Annotated in this window: 16 protein-coding genes and 2 pseudogenes; 9 read left to right on the top strand and 9 right to left on the bottom strand. The window is 72.1% G+C overall.

Annotated elements, in window-relative coordinates; all coding sequences use genetic code 11:
• Positions 1-114 precede the first annotated feature (114 nt).
• Positions 115-1,023, top strand: a complete 909-nt coding sequence (locus tag ACH4E8_RS12130; protein ID WP_398446963.1) for a phosphatase PAP2 family protein — start codon at positions 115-117, stop codon at positions 1,021-1,023.
• A gap of 234 nt (positions 1,024-1,257) precedes the next feature.
• Positions 1,258-1,839, top strand: coding sequence for a dihydrofolate reductase family protein (locus ACH4E8_RS12125; RefSeq protein WP_398446961.1), 582 nt, complete (start codon positions 1,258-1,260; stop codon positions 1,837-1,839).
• A gap of 85 nt (positions 1,840-1,924) precedes the next feature.
• Here the strand turns inward: ACH4E8_RS12125 and ACH4E8_RS12120 are convergent, their stop codons facing one another.
• On the bottom strand, positions 1,925-2,458 hold the full coding sequence (locus tag ACH4E8_RS12120) for a MarR family winged helix-turn-helix transcriptional regulator (protein ID WP_398446959.1): 534 nt from the start codon (positions 2,456-2,458) through the stop codon (positions 1,925-1,927).
• A 171-nt stretch (positions 2,459-2,629) separates the two neighbouring features.
• On the opposite strand from ACH4E8_RS12120, the gene ACH4E8_RS12115 reads away from it, so the two are divergent.
• The gene (locus tag ACH4E8_RS12115) at positions 2,630-3,829 is read left to right on the top strand and encodes an MFS transporter (protein WP_398446957.1); all 1,200 of its coding nucleotides are present in this window, start codon (positions 2,630-2,632) and stop codon (positions 3,827-3,829) included.
• 29 nt (positions 3,830-3,858) lie between these two features.
• On the opposite strand, the gene ACH4E8_RS12110 is transcribed toward ACH4E8_RS12115, so the two are convergent.
• Positions 3,859-4,278: an SRPBCC family protein gene (locus ACH4E8_RS12110; protein ID WP_398447307.1), complete on the bottom strand. Its 420-nt coding sequence runs from the start codon at positions 4,276-4,278 to the stop codon at positions 3,859-3,861.
• A 202-nt stretch (positions 4,279-4,480) separates the two neighbouring features.
• Complete coding sequence (locus ACH4E8_RS12105) at positions 4,481-6,082, bottom strand: MFS transporter (protein WP_398446955.1); 1,602 nt, start codon at positions 6,080-6,082, stop codon at positions 4,481-4,483.
• A 286-nt stretch (positions 6,083-6,368) separates the two neighbouring features.
• Here ACH4E8_RS12105 and ACH4E8_RS12100 point away from each other — a divergent pair, with 286 nt between their 5' ends.
• Complete coding sequence (locus tag ACH4E8_RS12100; protein ID WP_398446953.1) at positions 6,369-9,569, top strand: BTAD domain-containing putative transcriptional regulator; 3,201 nt, start codon at positions 6,369-6,371, stop codon at positions 9,567-9,569.
• 12 nt (positions 9,570-9,581) lie between these two features.
• On the opposite strand, the gene ACH4E8_RS12095 is transcribed toward ACH4E8_RS12100, so the two are convergent.
• From ACH4E8_RS12095 to ACH4E8_RS12080, 4 genes are all read right to left on the bottom strand, one after another.
• The gene (locus ACH4E8_RS12095) at positions 9,582-10,808 is read right to left on the bottom strand and encodes a globin domain-containing protein (protein ID WP_398446951.1); all 1,227 of its coding nucleotides are present in this window, start codon (positions 10,806-10,808) and stop codon (positions 9,582-9,584) included.
• Between the two features lie 67 nt (positions 10,809-10,875).
• Positions 10,876-11,406 (bottom strand): RrF2 family transcriptional regulator, encoded by a 531-nt coding sequence (locus ACH4E8_RS12090; RefSeq protein WP_398446949.1) that lies wholly within the window; start codon positions 11,404-11,406, stop codon positions 10,876-10,878.
• 167 nt (positions 11,407-11,573) lie between these two features.
• Complete coding sequence (locus ACH4E8_RS12085) at positions 11,574-12,254, bottom strand: SDR family NAD(P)-dependent oxidoreductase (RefSeq protein WP_398446947.1); 681 nt, start codon at positions 12,252-12,254, stop codon at positions 11,574-11,576.
• A 114-nt stretch (positions 12,255-12,368) separates the two neighbouring features.
• On the bottom strand, positions 12,369-13,076 hold the full coding sequence (locus ACH4E8_RS12080) for a DsbA family protein (RefSeq protein ID WP_398446946.1): 708 nt from the start codon (positions 13,074-13,076) through the stop codon (positions 12,369-12,371).
• A gap of 106 nt (positions 13,077-13,182) precedes the next feature.
• Between ACH4E8_RS12080 and ACH4E8_RS12075 the strand changes: the two genes are divergently transcribed.
• Complete coding sequence (locus ACH4E8_RS12075; RefSeq protein WP_398446944.1) at positions 13,183-13,605, top strand: winged helix-turn-helix transcriptional regulator; 423 nt, start codon at positions 13,183-13,185, stop codon at positions 13,603-13,605.
• A 190-nt stretch (positions 13,606-13,795) separates the two neighbouring features.
• Here ACH4E8_RS12075 and ACH4E8_RS12070 read toward each other — a convergent pair whose 3' ends face one another.
• Positions 13,796-14,026 carry a hypothetical protein gene (locus ACH4E8_RS12070; RefSeq protein WP_398446943.1) on the bottom strand — a complete coding sequence of 77 codons (231 nt, stop codon included), beginning with the start codon at positions 14,024-14,026 and terminating at the stop codon, positions 13,796-13,798.
• A 300-nt stretch (positions 14,027-14,326) separates the two neighbouring features.
• Between ACH4E8_RS12070 and ACH4E8_RS12065 the strand changes: the two genes are divergently transcribed.
• Positions 14,327-14,815 (top strand): beta-class carbonic anhydrase, encoded by a 489-nt coding sequence (locus tag ACH4E8_RS12065; protein ID WP_398446941.1) that lies wholly within the window; start codon positions 14,327-14,329, stop codon positions 14,813-14,815.
• Between the two features lie 72 nt (positions 14,816-14,887).
• On the opposite strand, the gene ACH4E8_RS12060 is transcribed toward ACH4E8_RS12065, so the two are convergent.
• A complete protein-coding gene (locus ACH4E8_RS12060; RefSeq protein WP_398446940.1) occupies positions 14,888-15,427 on the bottom strand; it encodes a CGNR zinc finger domain-containing protein in 540 nt (179 codons plus the stop codon).
• A 346-nt stretch (positions 15,428-15,773) separates the two neighbouring features.
• Between ACH4E8_RS12060 and ACH4E8_RS12055 the strand changes: the two are divergent.
• The 3 genes and pseudogenes from ACH4E8_RS12055 to ACH4E8_RS12045 all read left to right on the top strand — a co-directional run.
• Positions 15,774-16,255 (top strand): annotated as a pseudogene (locus ACH4E8_RS12055) (IS5/IS1182 family transposase); the annotation flags it as partial.
• Positions 16,256-16,289: 34 nt separating this feature from the next.
• Positions 16,290-16,823, top strand: a complete 534-nt coding sequence (locus ACH4E8_RS12050) for a hypothetical protein (RefSeq protein WP_398446938.1) — start codon at positions 16,290-16,292, stop codon at positions 16,821-16,823.
• 234 nt (positions 16,824-17,057) lie between these two features.
• Positions 17,058-17,334 (top strand): annotated as a pseudogene (locus tag ACH4E8_RS12045) (IS630 family transposase); the annotation flags it as partial.
• Positions 17,335-17,354 lie beyond the last annotated feature (20 nt).

Genomic DNA, 17,354 nt, shown 5'->3' with positions numbered 1-17,354 from the left:
CGCCCGCACTCCCGGCTCCGTGCTCCGTCTCGTCCCTGAGGGGGAGCGCGTGCGACCGGAACGGGACCGAGGGATGATCGGTGCGTGGGTGCGCATCTGGCAGACTTTCGTCCCATGGGTGAAACAACCGTGAAGACACTGGAAGGCCGGCCGGCCGCCCCGTCACCCATGGCGGACGAGGCCGCCGGATCGACGCATTCGCGGTTCGCGCGGTTCAAGGACCTGCGGTCGCCGCGCCGCCCCAGGATCTGGTTCGAAGTGCTGTTGATCGCGGTGAGTTACTGGACGTACTCACTGATCCGCAACGCCGTCCCGGAGCAGAAGACCCAGGCGCTGCGGAACGCGGACTGGATCTGGGACCTGGAGAAGTCCCTGGGGCTCGCCTTCGAGCACTCGGTCAACCACGCGGTGAACTCGGTCACGTGGCTGATCGTGGCCATGAACTACTACTACGCCACACTGCACTTCGTCGTCACGATCGGGGTGCTCGTGTGGCTGTACCGCTGGCATCCCGGGCGGTACGCGGCGGCGCGGCTGGCGCTGTTCGTCACCACCGGCATCGCCCTGGTCGGCTACTACCTGTATCCGCTCGCTCCTCCTCGGTTGATGACGGGGCACGGCTTCATCGACACCGTCCTGGTGCACGAGACCTGGGGCTCGATGGCCTCGGGCGACTTGAAGAACATGTCGAACCAGTACGCGGCCATGCCGTCGATGCACATCGGCTGGTCGCTGTGGTGCGGCGTGATCATCTTCGCGTTGGCGTCCGTGCCGTGGGTCAAGGTGCTCGGGCTGCTGTATCCGGCGGCCACGCTGGTGGTCATCGTGGCCACGGCCAACCACTTCTGGCTGGACGCGGTGGGCGGGGCGCTCTGCCTCGGCTTCGGCTTCCTGGTCTCGTACTGGTGGTACCGGTCGCTGCCGCACCAGTTGCCGCAGGTGCCGGTGGTCCAGCCGGAGCGACGGCGGCCAAGCGCCAAGAGTTCCAGCGGTTCCAGGAGTTCGTCGCTGCTGGCGAAGTAGCCCCGTACACAGCTCGCCGAGAGGCGCGGAGGGAGAGCCCTCCGCGCCTCTTCGTGCGTCCGGAGCCGGACGTCCAGCGCCGGACGTCGCGCATCGCACATCGCACATCAGACGAGGCTCCGCGGAATGCGCCTTGCGTAACCACTACACATGGAGCACTATGTACGTAGTGGTTGGGCGCCGGAAGCGACGGCGAACGGCCCGCACCCCTCACCTCTTCCGAAAGGCCACCCCTTGCGCAAGCTCACCTACTTCATCGCCTGCTCGATCGACGGCTTCATCGGCGACCCGTCGGGCGATGCGAACGCGATGATGAAGTTCGTGGACGACGAGTTCCGCGGCTACCTCACGACGGAGTACCCGGAGACGATCTCCGTCGAGGGTCGGCGCATCCTCGGACTGGACAGCCCGAACCGACGCTTCGACACCGTCATCCAGGGCCGGTCCAGCTATCAGCTCGCCCTCGACATCAGCATCACCAGCCCCTACGGGCACATGCGGGAGTACGTCGCGTCCCGCACCCTCACCGAGTCCCCCGACCCCAACGTCGAGCTGATCTCCGACGACCTGCTCGGCCGCGTCCGCGCACTGAAGGCGGAGGACGGCGAGCTCGACGTCTGGCTGTGCGGCGGATCCCAGATCGCCGGGGAGCTGATGGACGAGATCGACGAGCTGATCATCAAGACGTATCCGGTGACCTACGGGTCCGGGATGCCGATGTTCGGCGCGGACGCCGGCATCACCGAGTTCTCGCTCGACTCCGTCCGCACCTTCGGCAACGGAGCGCTGGTGCGCACCTACAGCCGCGTGCGCTGACGGCACGCGAACGCACCCCGCCGGCCCCGCCCGCCGAGGCGGCCGCGCCACCGCAAGGGCCACGCGGGTCTCCTCGGATGCCCCCCTACGGCAGCAGGCCCTTGACCGCGCCCGCCGCCTTGCGACACATCGCCGCGAAGGCCGCCTGCTCCTCCGGGGTCAACACCCCCGTCACCGCCCGGGCGTTCTCCCGGCGTCCGCGGGCGGCGCGGGAGAGGAAGAGGTGACCCTCCTGCGTCAGTGAGGTCGTCTGCTCGCGGCGGTCGTCGCCGAGCGCCGCCTGTTCGACCAGGTCGAGGTCCTTGAGCACCCGCAGCGACTTGGAGACCGTCGGCCGGGAGACCCCCAGCGAGTCGCTGAGCTGCGAGGGGGTCATGGCGCCCTGGATGCGCAGCAGTTCCAGTACGTCGTACTGCTGCCAGTTGATGGACTCGGGGCTGGCCGCGGTGCGCCGGGCCACCAGGACGCACTGGAGGAGGGAGAGCGCGTCCTCCAACTCCGCGACGCCGGGCGCCTTGCCGCCCGCGGGCGCCCCCGATCCGTCCGCCGCCATCACGTCACCGTCCTCAACTGCGGCCGTACGCCGCCGCGCGCAGACGCCGACGTCGCCGCCGGACACAACCTTTTCCTGCCGGAAAGCACCCTACCGCAGGCCGTCCCGCCCGGATCCGACCGGGCGGGACGGTCTGCCGTGGTGCGGCCCGGCTTGACATCGATCACCCGAGCCGATGAAAGTAGTTTCCACACAGAAACTACCTGCCGAATCATCCGCAACGGAAATGGAGGCGGGATGCCTCTCGCCATCGTCGTTCTCGGTGTCGCCGTCTTCAGTCTCAATACGACGGAGATCATGATCGCGGGCATTCTGCCCAGCCTGTCCGCGGAGTTCGGGGTGTCGGTGTCCGCCGTCGGCTACCTCATCTCGGTGTACGCACTGGGGATGGTGGTGGGCGGCCCGGTGCTCACCGTCGTGCTGCTGCGGGCGGCCCGCAAGCTCGCCCTGCTCGGCCTGCTGGCCACCTTCGTGGCAGGGCAGGCGCTCGGGGCGGTGGCCGAGGAGTTCTGGGTGCTGGTGGTCGCCCGGATCGTCACGGCGCTCGCCGCGTCCGCGTTCTTCGGCATCGCGGTGGCAGTGAGCATGCACCTGGTCCCGCCCGCCCGGCGCGGCCGCGCACTGGCCACGCTCTTCGGCGGGTTGATGGTCGCGCACGTGGCGGGGCTGCCCGCGGCCGCGCTGATCGACCAGCACTTCGGCTGGCGCGCCAGCTTCTGGGCGGTGGCGCTGCTCGCCGCGCTCAGCGCGCTCGCCGTCTGGCGGCTGGTGCCGACGGCCCCCGCGCCGGAGCCGACCGGGGTGCGGGCGGAGTTGGCCGCCTTCCGCAACGGCCGGCTCTGGGCCGCGTACGGCACCAACGCCTTGGTGATCGGCGCGATCATGGCGGCGAACAGCTACTTCGCCCCGATCTTCACGGACGTCAGCGGGTTCCCGGAGACGGCGGTGCCGTGGCTCTTCGGCCTGTTCGGGGTGGGGACGATCATCGGGAACGCGGTCATGGGGCGGTACACGGACCGCTATCTGATGCCGATGCTCGGCTACGGCTTCGCGGCGGTGGCGCTCGTCCTCGCGGCGTTCGCGCTGGTCGCCGAGGACCGGGCGGCGACCCTGGTCGCGGTGGCGGCGCTCGGGCTGATCGGACTGCCGCTGAGTCCCGTGATGAGCGCGCGGGTGGTCCAGGTGTCCAACACGGGCCCGTTGGTGAACACGGCGAGCGCGTCCGCGGTCAACGTGGGCGTGGTGCTGGGCCCGTGGGCCGGTGGACTCGCCATCGACGCGGGCCTGGGGCTCACTTCGCCGCTCTGGATCGGCTCCGCCATGGCGGTGGCCGGACTGCTGGGGGTGCTGCCCGCGGTCCTCGCGGCGCGCCGCACCCCCGCAACGCCCGCCCGGCACTCGGACGCGGCGAAGCCCCCCACGACCACCGGGCCGTAGGGGGCCACCCCGCGCGGCGTCACCCGCGCTCACCCGCCGCGCGCCTCCGCGACCGCGGCGAGCCGGCGCATCGCGTCGGGCACCGGCCCGGCGATCTGGCCTCCCAGCGACTCCCCCGCGGACGGCCCCTCCAGTTCCACCCGGTGGACGATGCGCGTGCCGCCGTCGGCCCGCTCCGCGAGGCGGTGGACGAAGCGGACGACCGTCCCGTCCGCCAGGGCGGTCTCGGTGCTGAGCCCTTGGCGCTCCGCCGCCTCGACCACGGCGAAGGCGAGCGGCGGCCGCCCGTGCAGGTGCATCGTCCCGGTCACCCCGGCGCCGAACGGCCCGTCGAGCTGCAACTCCCGCAGTTCCTCGTCCCATTCGGGCCAGACGGCCGGGTCTTCGTAACATCCCCACACCGCCCCGGGTGAAGCCTTAGTGACGACGCCGTGCTCATACGCCCACATGGATTCCACGATCCCTTTCCTTCGAGCCCGTACGGGTTCATGACAGCAAACTCCAGCGGGCCCAGATCACGTCTGGACCCGCTCAACAAGAACTCACGATAGATGATTTCTTCAAGGAAACCTTAAAGGAATGAGGGTTTTCTCAGGAAGGGGTAGAGGAGGTCATCGGCCGATCGCCTCGGGCTGCGGTTCGGGCTTCCGCTCAGCCGAGAGGTCGGCGCCGGGGTCGGGAGCGGAGTCGGGCCCGGTGGCCTCCGGACGCCGGGCGCCGGGCGCCGACGTTCCGTAGCGCGGTCACCGTGACCACGCCGGTGACGGCCGCCAGCACGGCGCAGACCACGGCCACCGCGGTCAGTCCGCCGGTGTACGCCTCCCGGGCCGCGGCGAGCACCTGGGCGCCGAGGTCCGCCGGGAGCGAGCCGGCCACGGCCAACGCGCCCTCGACGCTGCCGCGCACGGCCTCCGCGTCCGCACCCGTCACCCCGTCCGGCACCTCCACCGCCCCCTGGTACAGCGCGCCGCCGAGGCTGCCGAAGGCCGCCAGGCCGAAGGAGACGCCGAACTCGCCGCTGGTCTCCGACAGCGAAGCGGCCGAACCGCTCTTCTCGGGCGGGGCGGAGCTGACGACGAGGTTGGTGCCCAGCGCGCCGATCGGCCCGGTGCCGAAGAAGCTGATGACGAAACCGGTGATCAGCAGGGGCAGTCCGCCCACCGGGTCGACGAAGGCGAGCACCAGGTAGCCGACGGCGGCGAGGCCGAGGCCGCCGCCGATGACCACGCCGATCGGCAGGTGGCGCACCAGCGTGGGCGCGAGGGTCGCGGCGACGACGGACATGAGCGCCGACGGCACCATCCACAGGCCCGCCTCGAACGGCGACAGCCCGGCGACCATCTGCATGTAGCCGGTGACGAAGTAGTACACCCCGCTCATCGTCGCCATCGCGAGCAGCAGGATCAGCAGCCACGTGGTGAACGCGGCGTGCCGGAACAGCGCCAGGTCCAACAGCGGGTGCGTGAGCCGGCGCTGACGCAGGACGAAGAGGACGCCGAAGACGAGCCCGAGCGCCACGGCGGCCGCGGCCTGCGGCTCCCAGCCGTTGCGGGCGGTCTCCTTGAGCCCGTAGATCACCGGCAGGATCGCGGCGAGGGAGAGTGCGACGCTCAAGGCGTCGATCCGACCGGCGCCCTCGTCCCGGTACTCGGGCAGCACCAGCGGCGCGGCCACCAGCAGGACCACCATCACCGGCACCCCGAGGATGAAGACCGAGCCCCACCAGAAGTACTCCAGCAACACCCCGCCGACGACGGGCCCGAGCGCGGTGCCGCCCATGAAGCAGCTCGCCCACACCGCGATGGCCCGGCCGCGCTGGTGCGGGTCCCGGAACATGTTGCCGATCAGGGCGAGCGTGGACGGCATCAAGGTGGCCGCCGCGACGCCGAGCAGGGCCCGGGTGACGATCAGCATCTCCGCACTGGTGGAGAACGCGGCCAGCAGGGACGTGGCGCCGACGGCGGTGGCGCCGACCATCAGCAGCCGGCGGCGGCCGATCCGGTCGCCGAGGGTGCCCATGGTGACCAGGAAGCCCGCCATCATGAACCCGTACACGTCCATGATCCACAGGGTTTGGGTGCCGGTGGGGGCCAGGGACTCCGCGAGGTGCGGCAGCGCCAGGAACAGCACGCTCTGGTCGAGCGAGAGCAGGAGCGTGGGCAGCGCGAGGACGGCGAGCCCGGCCCACTCCCGGGCGCCGGCCTTCTGCGGGGCGGCGCCCGGGGACGGGTCCGGGGCTGCGGTGGACGACATGGGGGTTCCTTTCGTGGCGCGCGGCTGCGCCGGCTGGTGCGGTTGCCGCGGTTGCGGGCGGCCGGGACGGGTCCGTACGGCGTACGGATGAGGGGCTACGGGTCACGGGCCCGGCGCCGTTCCCGTCAGCGGTGCGTCCACGGTGCGCGGCGCCGCTCTCGGTCCGCTCTCGGTCGGCTCTCTCGCCGCGCCCGGCGCCTCGCAGCGCCAGCCGTCCTCGCCGCGCCCGGCGTACGGGGGCGGAACGGCCGTGCGAGCAGCGGGGCCGCTCGGTTAGCGTGCTCGCATGCGTTTTGGAGTGCTCGGGCCCGTGGGCGTGTGGACCGCCGACGGCCGGTCGGTCCGGGTGCCCGAACGAAAGGTCCGCGCCCTGCTCGCCGGCCTGTTGGTGCACCGCGGCCGGCCGGTGTCGGCGGACCGGCTCGTCGACGACCTGTGGGGAGCGCAGCCGCCGGGCCGCCCGGCCGCCGCCCTCCAGAACAAGGTCTGGCACCTGCGCCGCGCCCTGGAGGCCGCCGAGCCCGGCGGCCGGGCGCTGGTCGCCGCCCGCTCCCCCGGCTACCAACTCCTCGTCGACGACGACGCGGTGGACGCCGACCGCTTCCACCGGCTCGTGGAGCGCGCCCGGGCCGCCGCCGACCCGCGCACCCGCACCGCGCTGCTCGCGGACGCGCTGGCGCTGTGGCGGGGGCCCGCGTACGCCGACTTCGCGGACGAGGAGTTCACCCGCGTCGCCGCCGCCTCCCTGGCCGAGCAGCGGCTGACCGCGCTGGAGGAGCAGGCGGAGGCCCGGCTGTTGCTGGGCGAACACGCCCTGGTCGCCGACGACCTGGGCGATCTGGTGGCGCTGCATCCGCTACGGGAGCGGCTGCGCACCGCGCACGTACGGGCGCTGTACCTGGCCGGGCGGCAGGGCGCCGCGCTGCGCAGCTACGCCGAAGCGCGCGAAGTGCTCGCCGACCGGCTGGGGGTGGACCCGGGCCCGGAGTTGGCCGCGCTGCACCAAGCGGTCCTGACGCAGGACCCGGCGCTCACCGCCGTGCCGTCGCCGGCGACGACCGCGGTCCGGTCGCCGTCGAACGTGCCCCGTGCCGCGCTGATCGAACTGATCGGCCGGGACGCGGCGCTGACGGAGCTGACGGCGGCCGTCACCGGACGCCGGCTCGTCACCCTCACCGGCCCGGGCGGCGTCGGCAAGACCCAGCTCGCGCTGGCGTTGGCGGCCCGGTTGGGCGGGGCGTTCCCCGGCGGGGTGCGGCTGGTGGAGTTCGCCGCGCTCGCCCCCGTGCGCACCGCGGCGGCGCCGGAGGTGCTGGAGCTGGTCGCCGGGGTGCTGGGCGTGCGGGACGACGTCGTGCCGACGGCCGCGGCCGAGCCGCCGTCGCTGACGGACCGGGTGGCGCAGGCCCTGGGCGACCGGCCGACGCTGCTGGTCTTCGACAACTGCGAGCACGTGGTGGAGCCCGTGGCCGCGCTGGTGGCGGACCTGTTGTCGGCGACGGGTTCGCTGACCGTGCTGGCGACCGGCCAAGTGCCGCTCCAGGTGCGCGGCGAGTGGCTGTACGAAGTGGGGCCGCTGGCCGGGCGGGACGCTCAGGAGCTGTTCACGGCCCGGGCGCGGGCCGCCGCGCCGCACGTCGCGCTGGACGCGGCGCACACGGAGGCCGTGGCGGCGATCTGCCGTCGGCTGGACGGCATTCCGCTGGCCCTGGAGATGGCTGCGACGCGGGTGCGGGTGTTGGGGGTGGCCGAGTTGGCCGCCCGGTTGGACGACCGCTTCCACGTGCTCGCCTCCGGAGTGCGGGGCGCGCCGGCGCGCCAGCGCACCCTGCGGGCGGTGATCGACTGGAGCTGGGGGCTGTTGGGGGACGCCGAACAGGTGGTGCTGCGGCGGCTCGCGGTGCACGCGGACGGCTGCACCCTGGCCGCCGCGGAGGAAGTGTGCCCCACGGCCGGGGTGGACCGGGCGCAGGTGCTCGACCTGCTGGCCCGACTGGTGGAGGCGTCGCTCGTGGCGGTGGCCGACACCCCGGAGGGGCCGCGCTACCGGCTGTGGGAGTCCGTGGCGGCGTACTGCGTCGAGCAGGTGCGCGAGCGCGGCGAACTGGCGGAGCTGCGGCTGCGCCACCGGGACCACTACGCCGCGCTGGCGGAGCGCGCCCAGCCCCATCTACGGGGCCCCGAGCAGCGCCGCTGGCTGCGGCTGTTGGACGCCGAGGGCGCCAACTTCCGCACCGCCCTGGAGGGCGCCGTCGAGGCGGAGGACGCGACGCGGGCCCTGCGCCTGGTGAACGCGCTGGCCTGGTACTGGCGGCTGCGCGGCCGGTACGGCGAGGCGGAGCGCTCCTTGGCGCAGGCGCTCGCCCTGGCCCCCTCCTCGGTGCCCGCGGGCCAGGACGGGGTGCGGGTGGCCGCGGCCAGGGCCTGGCTCGGCGGGATGCGGCTGGCGCTGGGCGGCAGCGCCGATCCGCTCGCGGAGTACGGGGCGGCCCTGGCGCCGTACGAACACGTCGACGATCCCGCGGGGCTGGCCAGGGCCCGGTGGTACGTGGGCTCCAACCTCTACGGCGTGAAGGACCTGGCGCCCAGCCGGGACCTGGTCCTGCGGGCGCAGAGGGCGTTCCGCGACCTCGGGGACGCGTGGGGCACCGCGGCGGCGCTGGCGAGTCGGGCGTTCCAGGCCAAGCTGCGGGGCGAGTTCGACGCGGTGCGCGAGCAGGGCGAGCGGAGCTTGGCGATCTTCCGCGACCTGGGCGACGGGTGGGGCCAGTTGCAGGCGATGGTGCCCTTGCAGACGCACGCCGAGGTGACGGGCGACTATCCGCTCGCGGGGCGGCTGTTCCGGGACGGGCTGCGGATGGCGGAGGACCTGGGCCTGTGGCCCGAGGTGTCGTTCCAGCTCTCCGGGCTCGGCCGGATCGCCCTGCTGACCGGGGACCTGGCGCAGGCGCAGGAGTACCACGAGCGGGCGCGCCGCATGGCGGTCGAGCAGTCCGACGTCTTCGGCGAGCAGTACGCCGAGATCGGGTTGGGCATGGGGGCCCGCAGACAGGGCCGGCTGGCGGCGGCCGAGGAGCACTTCGCCACGGTGCTGCGGCTGCACCGCGAGCAGCGGTACGAGCCGGGCGCGCCGTCGCTGATCCTGGCCGAGTTGGGGTTCGTCGCCGAGGCGCGGGGTGAGTCGGCGAAGGCCCGCCAGCTCCAGCAGCAGGGGCTGGTCGCGGCCCGGGCCACCGGCGATCCGCGGGCGGTGGCGCTGGCCCTGGAGGGCCTGGCCGGGGCCCAGTTGGCGTCCGACCGGGCCGAGCACGCGGCCGAACTCCTGGGCGCCGCGGCCCGGGCGCGCGCCTCGGTGGGCGTGCCGCTGCCGCGGGGCGAGCGGGGCGACGTCGACCGCATCAGCGCGGGCGCCCGGGCCCGGCTGGGCGCCGAGGGCTACGCGGAGGCGTTCCGCCGGGGCGGGGAACTGGGCCCCGACGGACCGTGAGGGCTGCCGGGGTCAGCGCTCGGCCTGCCACAGGTCGGGGCCGAAGACCTCGTAGCGGATCGCGGCGGGGGCGAGGCCCCGTTCGATGAGCTGGGAGCGGACGGCGCGCAGGAACGGCAGCGGTCCGCAGAGGTACGCCGTGGTGTCCGGCGCCAGCTCGATGCCGGACGGCTGGGCCTCGTCTGTGCGGTCGGCGAGGTCGACGCGGCCGGTGCGATGCGCGGGCCAGTCGCCTTCGGGGGTCTCGTACCAGACGTGGCTCTCGGCCCGCGGGAGCTTGGCGACGAGCCGGTCCAACTCCGTGCGGAAGGCGTGGGAGGACTGGTCGACGTCGGCGTGGACCGCGGTGACGCGGCGCGGCGAGCCCGCGGCGGCCAGGTGGGCGAGCATCCCGATCATCGGGGTGCAGCCGATGCCGGCGGAGGCCAGCAGCAACGGGCCGTCGCCGTCGTCGAGCTGGACGTCCCCGAAGGGCGCGGAGACGAGGAGCTCGGTGCCCTCGTGGGCGTGGTCGTGCAGGTGCTGGGAGACCTCGCCGGCCGGGTCGCCGTCGGCGGTCGCGGCGACGCGCTTGACGGTGAACTGGAGGTCCTGGCCGGGGGCTCCGGAGAGGCTGTACTGACGTATCTGACGGGCCCCGTCGGCGAGTTCGACCTGCACGGAGACGTACTGCCCGGCGCGGAACGCGGGGGTCGGCGTGCCGTCGGCGGGGCGGACGACGAAGGTGGTGACGTCGTCGGTCTCGCGGTGGCGGGCGACGACGGCGTACGGGCGCAGGGTGGCGCCGGGTGCGGCGCCGGCCGCGTCGTAGAGCCGGGCCTCGATGGCGATCAGCACGTTCGCCATCAGCCAGTACACCTCGTCCCAGGCCGCGGCCACCTCGTCGGTGACGGCCTCGCCGAGGACTTCGACGATCGCGGCGAAGAGGTGGCGGTGCACGATCGCGTACTGGTCGCGGGTGACGCCGAGCGAGGCGTGCTTGTGGGCGATGCGCTCCAGCATGGCGTCGGGCCGTACGTCGGGGTGGGCGACGAGGGCGGACGCGAAGGCGGCTATGGAGCCGGCGAGGGCCTGCTGCTGTTCGCCGTTGGCCTGGTTGCCGCGGTTGAACAGGTCGCGCAGCAGGTCGGGGTGCGCGTCGAAGAGCCTGCCGTAGAAGCACTTGGTGATCTCGCCGATGGCCCCGCCGACGGCGGGCAGGGTGGCGCGGATGGTGGCGGCCGACGTCTCGGACAGCATCGTCGAACTCCTGGTGGGTGAGTGACGGGTGGATGGTGCGCCGCGCCCCGGGGTGGGTGCGCGGAGGTCAGGGCTCCGGCGGGACGGCGCCGGGGGCGCGCGGATCGCGCCGCGGGCCGGGAGGCGGGCCGGGCTGCCGGTCTCGGGGCGGATCGAGTGGCGGGCCGAGGGGCAGGCCGAGGAGGACGGGGCCGGTGGGGTCGGCCACCAACTCTTCGACGGTGTACGGGTCGAGCACGGCGTAGAACGCCTCCTGCGCCTGGCGCAGCACCCCCCGCAGCCGACAGGCGGAGCGCAGCGGGCACGGCGGGTCGTCCTCGCAGCCCACGACGTCCCCGGCGCCCTCCAATTCCCGCACGATCCGCCCCAGCGAGCCGGTGCGCCCCTCGGCGGTGAGGACGAGGCCGCCGCCCCGGCCTCGGCGGGCCTCGACGACGCCGAGGCGCTGGAGGCGGGTCACGACCTTCGCGGCGTGGCTGTAGGGGACGCCGACGGCTTCGGCGACGTCACGGGTCGTGGGCGCGCCGTCGTCGTCGCCGAGCACCGCGAGGCGCATGGCGACGCGAAGGGCGAGGTCGGTGCCTTTGGTCATCCGCACGGCACCGACCCTAGCTAATGCGAATTTCAGATTCGCATTTGGGGGGTCGGGTGGTGGCGCGAGAGCGGGCACGGCTTCGCGCCCCGCCCTGTCCGACGAGGCGGGGCGACGAAGCTCGGCTCCTGCTGGGCGGGCGCCGGGGTGCGAGTACGGGGCGAGCTGGCCGGTCAGGCGCTGAAGACGGCCTCGGAGCGGTTGCGGCCTTCGTGCAGGTCCCAGTACAGGGGGGCGATCTGCTCGGGCGTGGCCGTCGGGCCGCCTTCCGGGCCGCTCCCGCCGATCCAGACGTTGATCGCCACGTGCGCGGCGTGCACTCCGCTGTCGGCCAGTTCCTTGTTCAGGTTGATGGCCCAGTTGCGCAGGGCGGCCTGGGCGGCGTTGGCGTTGCCGAACATCGGCACCGGGTCCACGGAACCACCGCCGGTGGTGAACAGCAGGGTCCCGGCGCCCGCCTCGCGCATCGCGGGCAGCACCGCCCGGGTTGCCGCGACGGCGCCGTAGAAGCCGTACTCGATCATCGGCTGCAGATTGTCCACCGTGACCTCCGAGGGGGCGGCCAGGGTGAGGCCGGGCACCGGGGAGTGCGGGGCCGGCGAGTACTCCAGCACGTCGACGGAGCCGAAGCGGGCCCTGGCCGCGTCCAGGGCTTCGGTGAGCGAGGCGCGGTCGAGGATGTCGGCGGGGAACCCGGCGGCCGTGACGCCCTCCCGGCCGAGCTGGGCGACCAGCGTTTCCAGCTTCTCCTTGGTGCGGGCGATCAGGGCGACGTCGAAGCCGCGGCTGCCGAAGGTGCGGGCGATGGCCAGGCCCATGCCGGGGCCGGCGCCGACGATGGCGAGAGTGGGCACAGTGAAACCTCTTCCGTGTGGTGGCCGCCGGGGCATGCCGAGATCGGATGCTCCCGCTGGCACGAGGTGCGCGGGTCAGGTGTACGGATCAGGCGTGCGGACTAGGTGTACGGATCAGGCGCGGGCGGCGGGGGCCGCACAGCCGTCGGGGCCACAGGTCGCCGCGTCGTCGGCACCGAGAACGGCCGGACTGGTCTCGTCCCAGACCTGGCGGAGGATGCCGAGCAGGGTGTCGGCGTCCTGCGCTCCGGCGAGGGCGTAGCGGCCGTCGATGACGGTGAAGGGGGCGCCGGTTGCCCCGAGTTGGCGCGCCTGGCGTGCGTCTTCCTGCACCTGGCGGCGGTAGCGCCGGTCGGCGAGCACCTGGCGGGTCCGCTCGCGGTCCAGGCCGATCCCGTCGGCCAGGCCGAGCAGGTCGTCGAGCGTGAAGATCGACTCGGCTTCGCCGAAGTAGGCGCGGAAGGTCGCGTTCCAGGCTTCGCCGTTCTTGCCTTCGTTGGAGGCGTGAGCCAGGAACTCGTGGGCCAGGTCGGTGTTGCCGACCCGGTTGTCCAGGACCCGGTAGGGGGTCAGGCCCTCAGCTGCGGCCATGCCTTCGATGTCCGGTACGCCGGCCTGCCCGGGGACGACGCCGTACTTGGCCAGCACGAACTCGCGGGCGCTCAGCGTGCGGCCCTCGGGGAGGCCACTGCCCAGGGGGAACGAGCGGTGGACCACCTCCACCTGGCCGCCGTTCTCGAATCGCTCCACGGCCCGGTCCAACCGATGGCTGCCCAGTCCGCACCAGGGGCAGGCGATCTCCGACCAGATCTCTATCTTCACGGCCTGACCTCCAATTCCTACTGTTTGTTCGTAACGCCACTATGAGCCAGTATGGAAAGCGATACAAAAGGCACATCGATGTGCGTGACGGAGAGGAACGGGCGCCATGCAGGACAGCGCGGGTATCGGGATGGCGGCTTCGGTCGGGCCGTGCGCGAGCATCCCCGTCGAGCACATGGACTTCATCCGCCAGGTGCTCGACCGGGTGGGCGACAAGTGGAGCATGTTGGTCATCGCCGTCCTGGAGGGCGGCCCGATGCGCTACACGGACTTGCAGCGCCAGATCCCGGGCATCTCCCAGCGCATGCTGACCCGCACCCTTCGCCAGCTCACCGAGGACGGGTTGATCAGCCGTACCGCCTACGCCGAGGTGCCGCCGCGCGTCGAGTACGCGCTCGCTCCGCTCAGCCGCGGCCTGAACGACATCGTCAAGCAGTTGATCGGTTGGGCGGCCGACCACCACGACGAGATCCGTACCAACCGCTCCCGCACGGGCACCACCACCGCCTCCCCCACGGCCCGACCCTGAAGGCGTCGCGCTTCGCACTCGCCGAGAGCCAGGCGTCCGCCCGCGAGCGCGGCCGGGACGGGGAGGAGCACCCGGGGCCGACACGCGCGAGCCGCCCTCCGCGGGGTGGGCGGAGGGCGGCTCGTGAACGACGGGGAGTGTGGGGGGCTCGACGGGAGGATCGACTCCTGTCAGTGGCCGGCTCCGCTAACTAGCGGACCCACAGCTCGTAGACGCTGGGCTTCGCGGCGAAGGGCTTGCAGAAGTAGATCTGACCCCACAAGTGCGCACCCGCCTTGCCGGCCGCGTCGCACTCGGCGTAGCTGGAGTGGTGGCTGCGGACGTAGAAGCCGCCCGTCGCCGACGCGCTGGGCGCCGCGCTGAGCACGAGACCGGCGCTGGCGGCGAGCGCCGCCACGAGGACTCCGAACCTTTTCACCATGGACGCAACTCCTCTGATACCTAACCGAACCAACAGAAGTGACGTTTCGTCGGGCTAACCCGTGATCTGCGGGGAGAAACGTATCCGGCCATTCCGCACTGCACAAGAGGTCTACACCAGTTGACCTTTCGACCGCTGGCGGGTACGCGCCCGGGCGGCGGCGACGCACCCGTGGCGTATATCTGCCACGTCCTTTTGTGTTCGAATTTGGGGTGGGTACGTTCTTCTCAGGGCGGAGAAAAGTGCCGCGTGCGGAGCTCCCCTCAGCGCTCCGCAGTGCAAGAAAAACGGGAGGAAAAGATGTCCGTCATCGATGAATCACTGGTGAACAACGAGGCATATGCCGCTTCCTTCGGTGGCCAGTTGGCGCTCCCGCCGGCGCGCCGACTGGCCGTCGTCGCGTGCATGGACGCGCGGCTCAACATCTTCGCGATGCTGGGCCTGCGGGAGGGAGATGCGCACGTCATCCGCAATGCGGGCGGCGAGGTGACGGAGGACGCCATCCGGTCGCTCTCGATCAGCCAGCGCCTGCTGGGCACCCGAAGGATCATGCTCATCCACCACACGGACTGCGGCATGCAGACCTTCCGGGACGACGAGTTCAAGGCGGAGATCCACGGCGAAACGGGAATTCGCCCACCCTGGGCCCCGGAGGCATTCACCGATCTCGACGAAGACGTTCGACAGTCGATCCGCCGCATCGAGGTCGACCCCTTCGTACCGCACAAGAATTCCATTCGCGGATTCGTCTTCGACGTGGAGACGGGGTTGCTGCGGGAAGTGAAGTGAGAAGAGGGTCAGAAGTGACTGCTGTGAAAGCAGTTAAGGGTTGGGGGCGCTGAGGCGAGTGCAGCTCCGGCCTCAGCCTTCCGAGGACTTCGCGGCACCGCGCTGCTGAGCGCGGTGCCTGCGAACCGCGTCCGTATTGGCGCACCGCAGCGAGCAGTAACTGCGCCGCCCGTTGCGGGAAGTGTCGACGAAGACCCAGGAGCACTCCGCACGCTGACAGCGACCGAGCCGGTCGGCCGAGGCGAAGCACACGACGTACGACAACCCCGTCGCCGTCACCGCCCGAAGCCGCGCCGCCCGCCCGGCCGACTCCGCGGCGTAGTGCAGATGCGGCGGCCCCTTGTGCAACGAGATGTACGGCCGGCTCGCAGCGTCGTCGAGCAGCGCGTTGACGGTCGCACAACGCTGCTCCAGGGGTTGCGGCCCGAAGCAGGGCGCCAGGCGTTCCCGCCATTCCCAGGCGGCGCCGATCTCGACGGCGTCAGGCAACCCCGCCGCCATGCCGCGCCGCACCAGGAGCGGTTCCAGTTCGTCCGGGGTCCAGGGCGCGGGGCTGTTCACCAGATCGGCGGCGAGTTGGGCGGCCTCTCCGCCGTAATGGTCAAACTGCATGTGAGCATTACACAGCATGTGGCCAGCCCGGGGCGGCTGGAGGGAGCGGTAGCTGTGTGCGCCTGCGCCTGCGGGTCCCATCGGCGCCCGGGCGTCCGCCGGGTCGACTCCCGGCCGGTTGAGCCCGCGGCGATCGCAGCGGCGTTCCGGCCGGACACGGCACGAGCCCCCTGCTACGACGACGAGCGCCCGGCTGCACCGCCACTGCCCAGCGCGACGGGACGTTGCAGTGAACTTCTCGCGCACGGCTGCGGCGGGGCTCCAACTCCCGGGCCATACCCACAGCCTTCCGAGGCCCGCAACGTACTGAGGTGGCGTGCTGGACGGAAACAGACGGCGCCGGGAACGCTGGCGAGGCGGCCTGACCTGCAAGATCCACGTTGCCGGTGAAGGCGGCTGCCGCCCCGTGGCATTCCTGGTCACGCCCGGCCAGTGGGGAGACGCACCGCAGATGATCGAGGTCCTCGAACGCATCCGAGTTCCCCGCCCGCAGGGCGGACGACCGCGCACACGGCCGGACCACCTCGACGGCAAGGCAGCCAACGCCGCAACCGCCGCTACCTGCGAAGACGCCAGATCAAGCACACCATCCCCGAACCGTAGGACCAACGGGCCAACGGGCCAACGGGCCAACCGCAAACGACGTGGCAGCAAGGGCGGCCGACCCACCTGCTTCGACAGCGAGATCTACAAACGCTGCAACGAGGCCGAGCGCACCATCAATCGGCTCAAGACCTCCCGGGCCGTCGCCACCCGCTACGACAGCGGGCCTACGTCTTCCACGGCACCGCCACCACCGCAGCAATCCACCCATGGCTCCGCCTGTGATCGACGAGGCACCCGGTGGTCCTACAGTCTCCCTGTGGATGTCAACAGCTGGTTCGAGGTCGAAGACCCGGAGGAGTACGGCGAGGAGCCCTGGGACTTCGACGAGGCCGAACTCGCCTTCCTGGCAGCCCTGCGAGCCCGGGCCGCTGATTGGCAGGTGCCGTGGGCTCCCAGCCAGGTCGGACGGCCCGAGGACGAGTCGTCGCTCCTCGTCCACATCAGCCTTCTCGATGAGGCGCGCCGGCTGGTGCTCGCCGAGTGGGCCGTGCACTTTTACGGCACACACGTGCTGGCCGGGAAGGTCTGCGACCAGCTCTTCAACCTTCACGAGTCGCCCGAGCATGGCTTCTTCCGGGCCTCCGGCACCGTCGACGAGCTCGCGGAGCGGTGCGCCGGATGGTTCGAGACCCTGTTGTGCCGCCCTGTGGTCCGCGTCGAGTGGCCGTTCAAGGACGGGAAGCATGCGACCCACTGGGAGTTCGCCGACACGGGCGAGATCCTGGCGACGCGCGGCTCCATCCCCACCGACGGCTCATCCCCGGCCCACCGCCTCCCGGTCGGTCCCTGATCCGCCGGACACTGCATGGTGCTCTGACCGCGTTGGTTCGCCGGGTTGGTGGTTGGGACGGTTGGATGTGCGGTGACGTCCGCGATGGTTGGGGGTGTGGTGGCTGAGCCCGTCCGTGTGCGGAGGTTGACTGATCAGGAGGGGCAGAAGCTGCGCCAGATCGTGCGCCGGGGCAGTAGCAGTTCGGTGCGGTCCGGCGGGCGATGATGCAGCTGGCCTCGGCCGGGCGGGGCGATCCGACGCTGGGCCGGGAAGAACCGCGTCGAACTGCGCTTCACGCCGACCTACGCGCCCTGGACCAACCCGATCGAGGCCCGCTTCGAACCCTTGCGGCGGTTCACCGTCGCGAACTCGAACCACCTTGACCACGCCGTCCAGGCCCGGGCCCTGCACGCGTACCTGCGCTGGCGCAACAAGAACACCCGCCACCCCGGTGTCCGCGCCGCCCAGCGCAAGGAGCGCGCTCGCATCCGCAGGGGAGAAGGGCATCCGCCGGGGCGGCCGGCCCGCGCTCGTGACATGGGGCGCTCC

The organism is Streptomyces sp. NPDC017979 (assembly GCF_044328175.1).
Lineage (GTDB): Bacteria > Actinomycetota > Actinomycetes > Streptomycetales > Streptomycetaceae > Streptomyces.
This window is presented reverse-complemented; position numbering and strand designations above follow the sequence as displayed.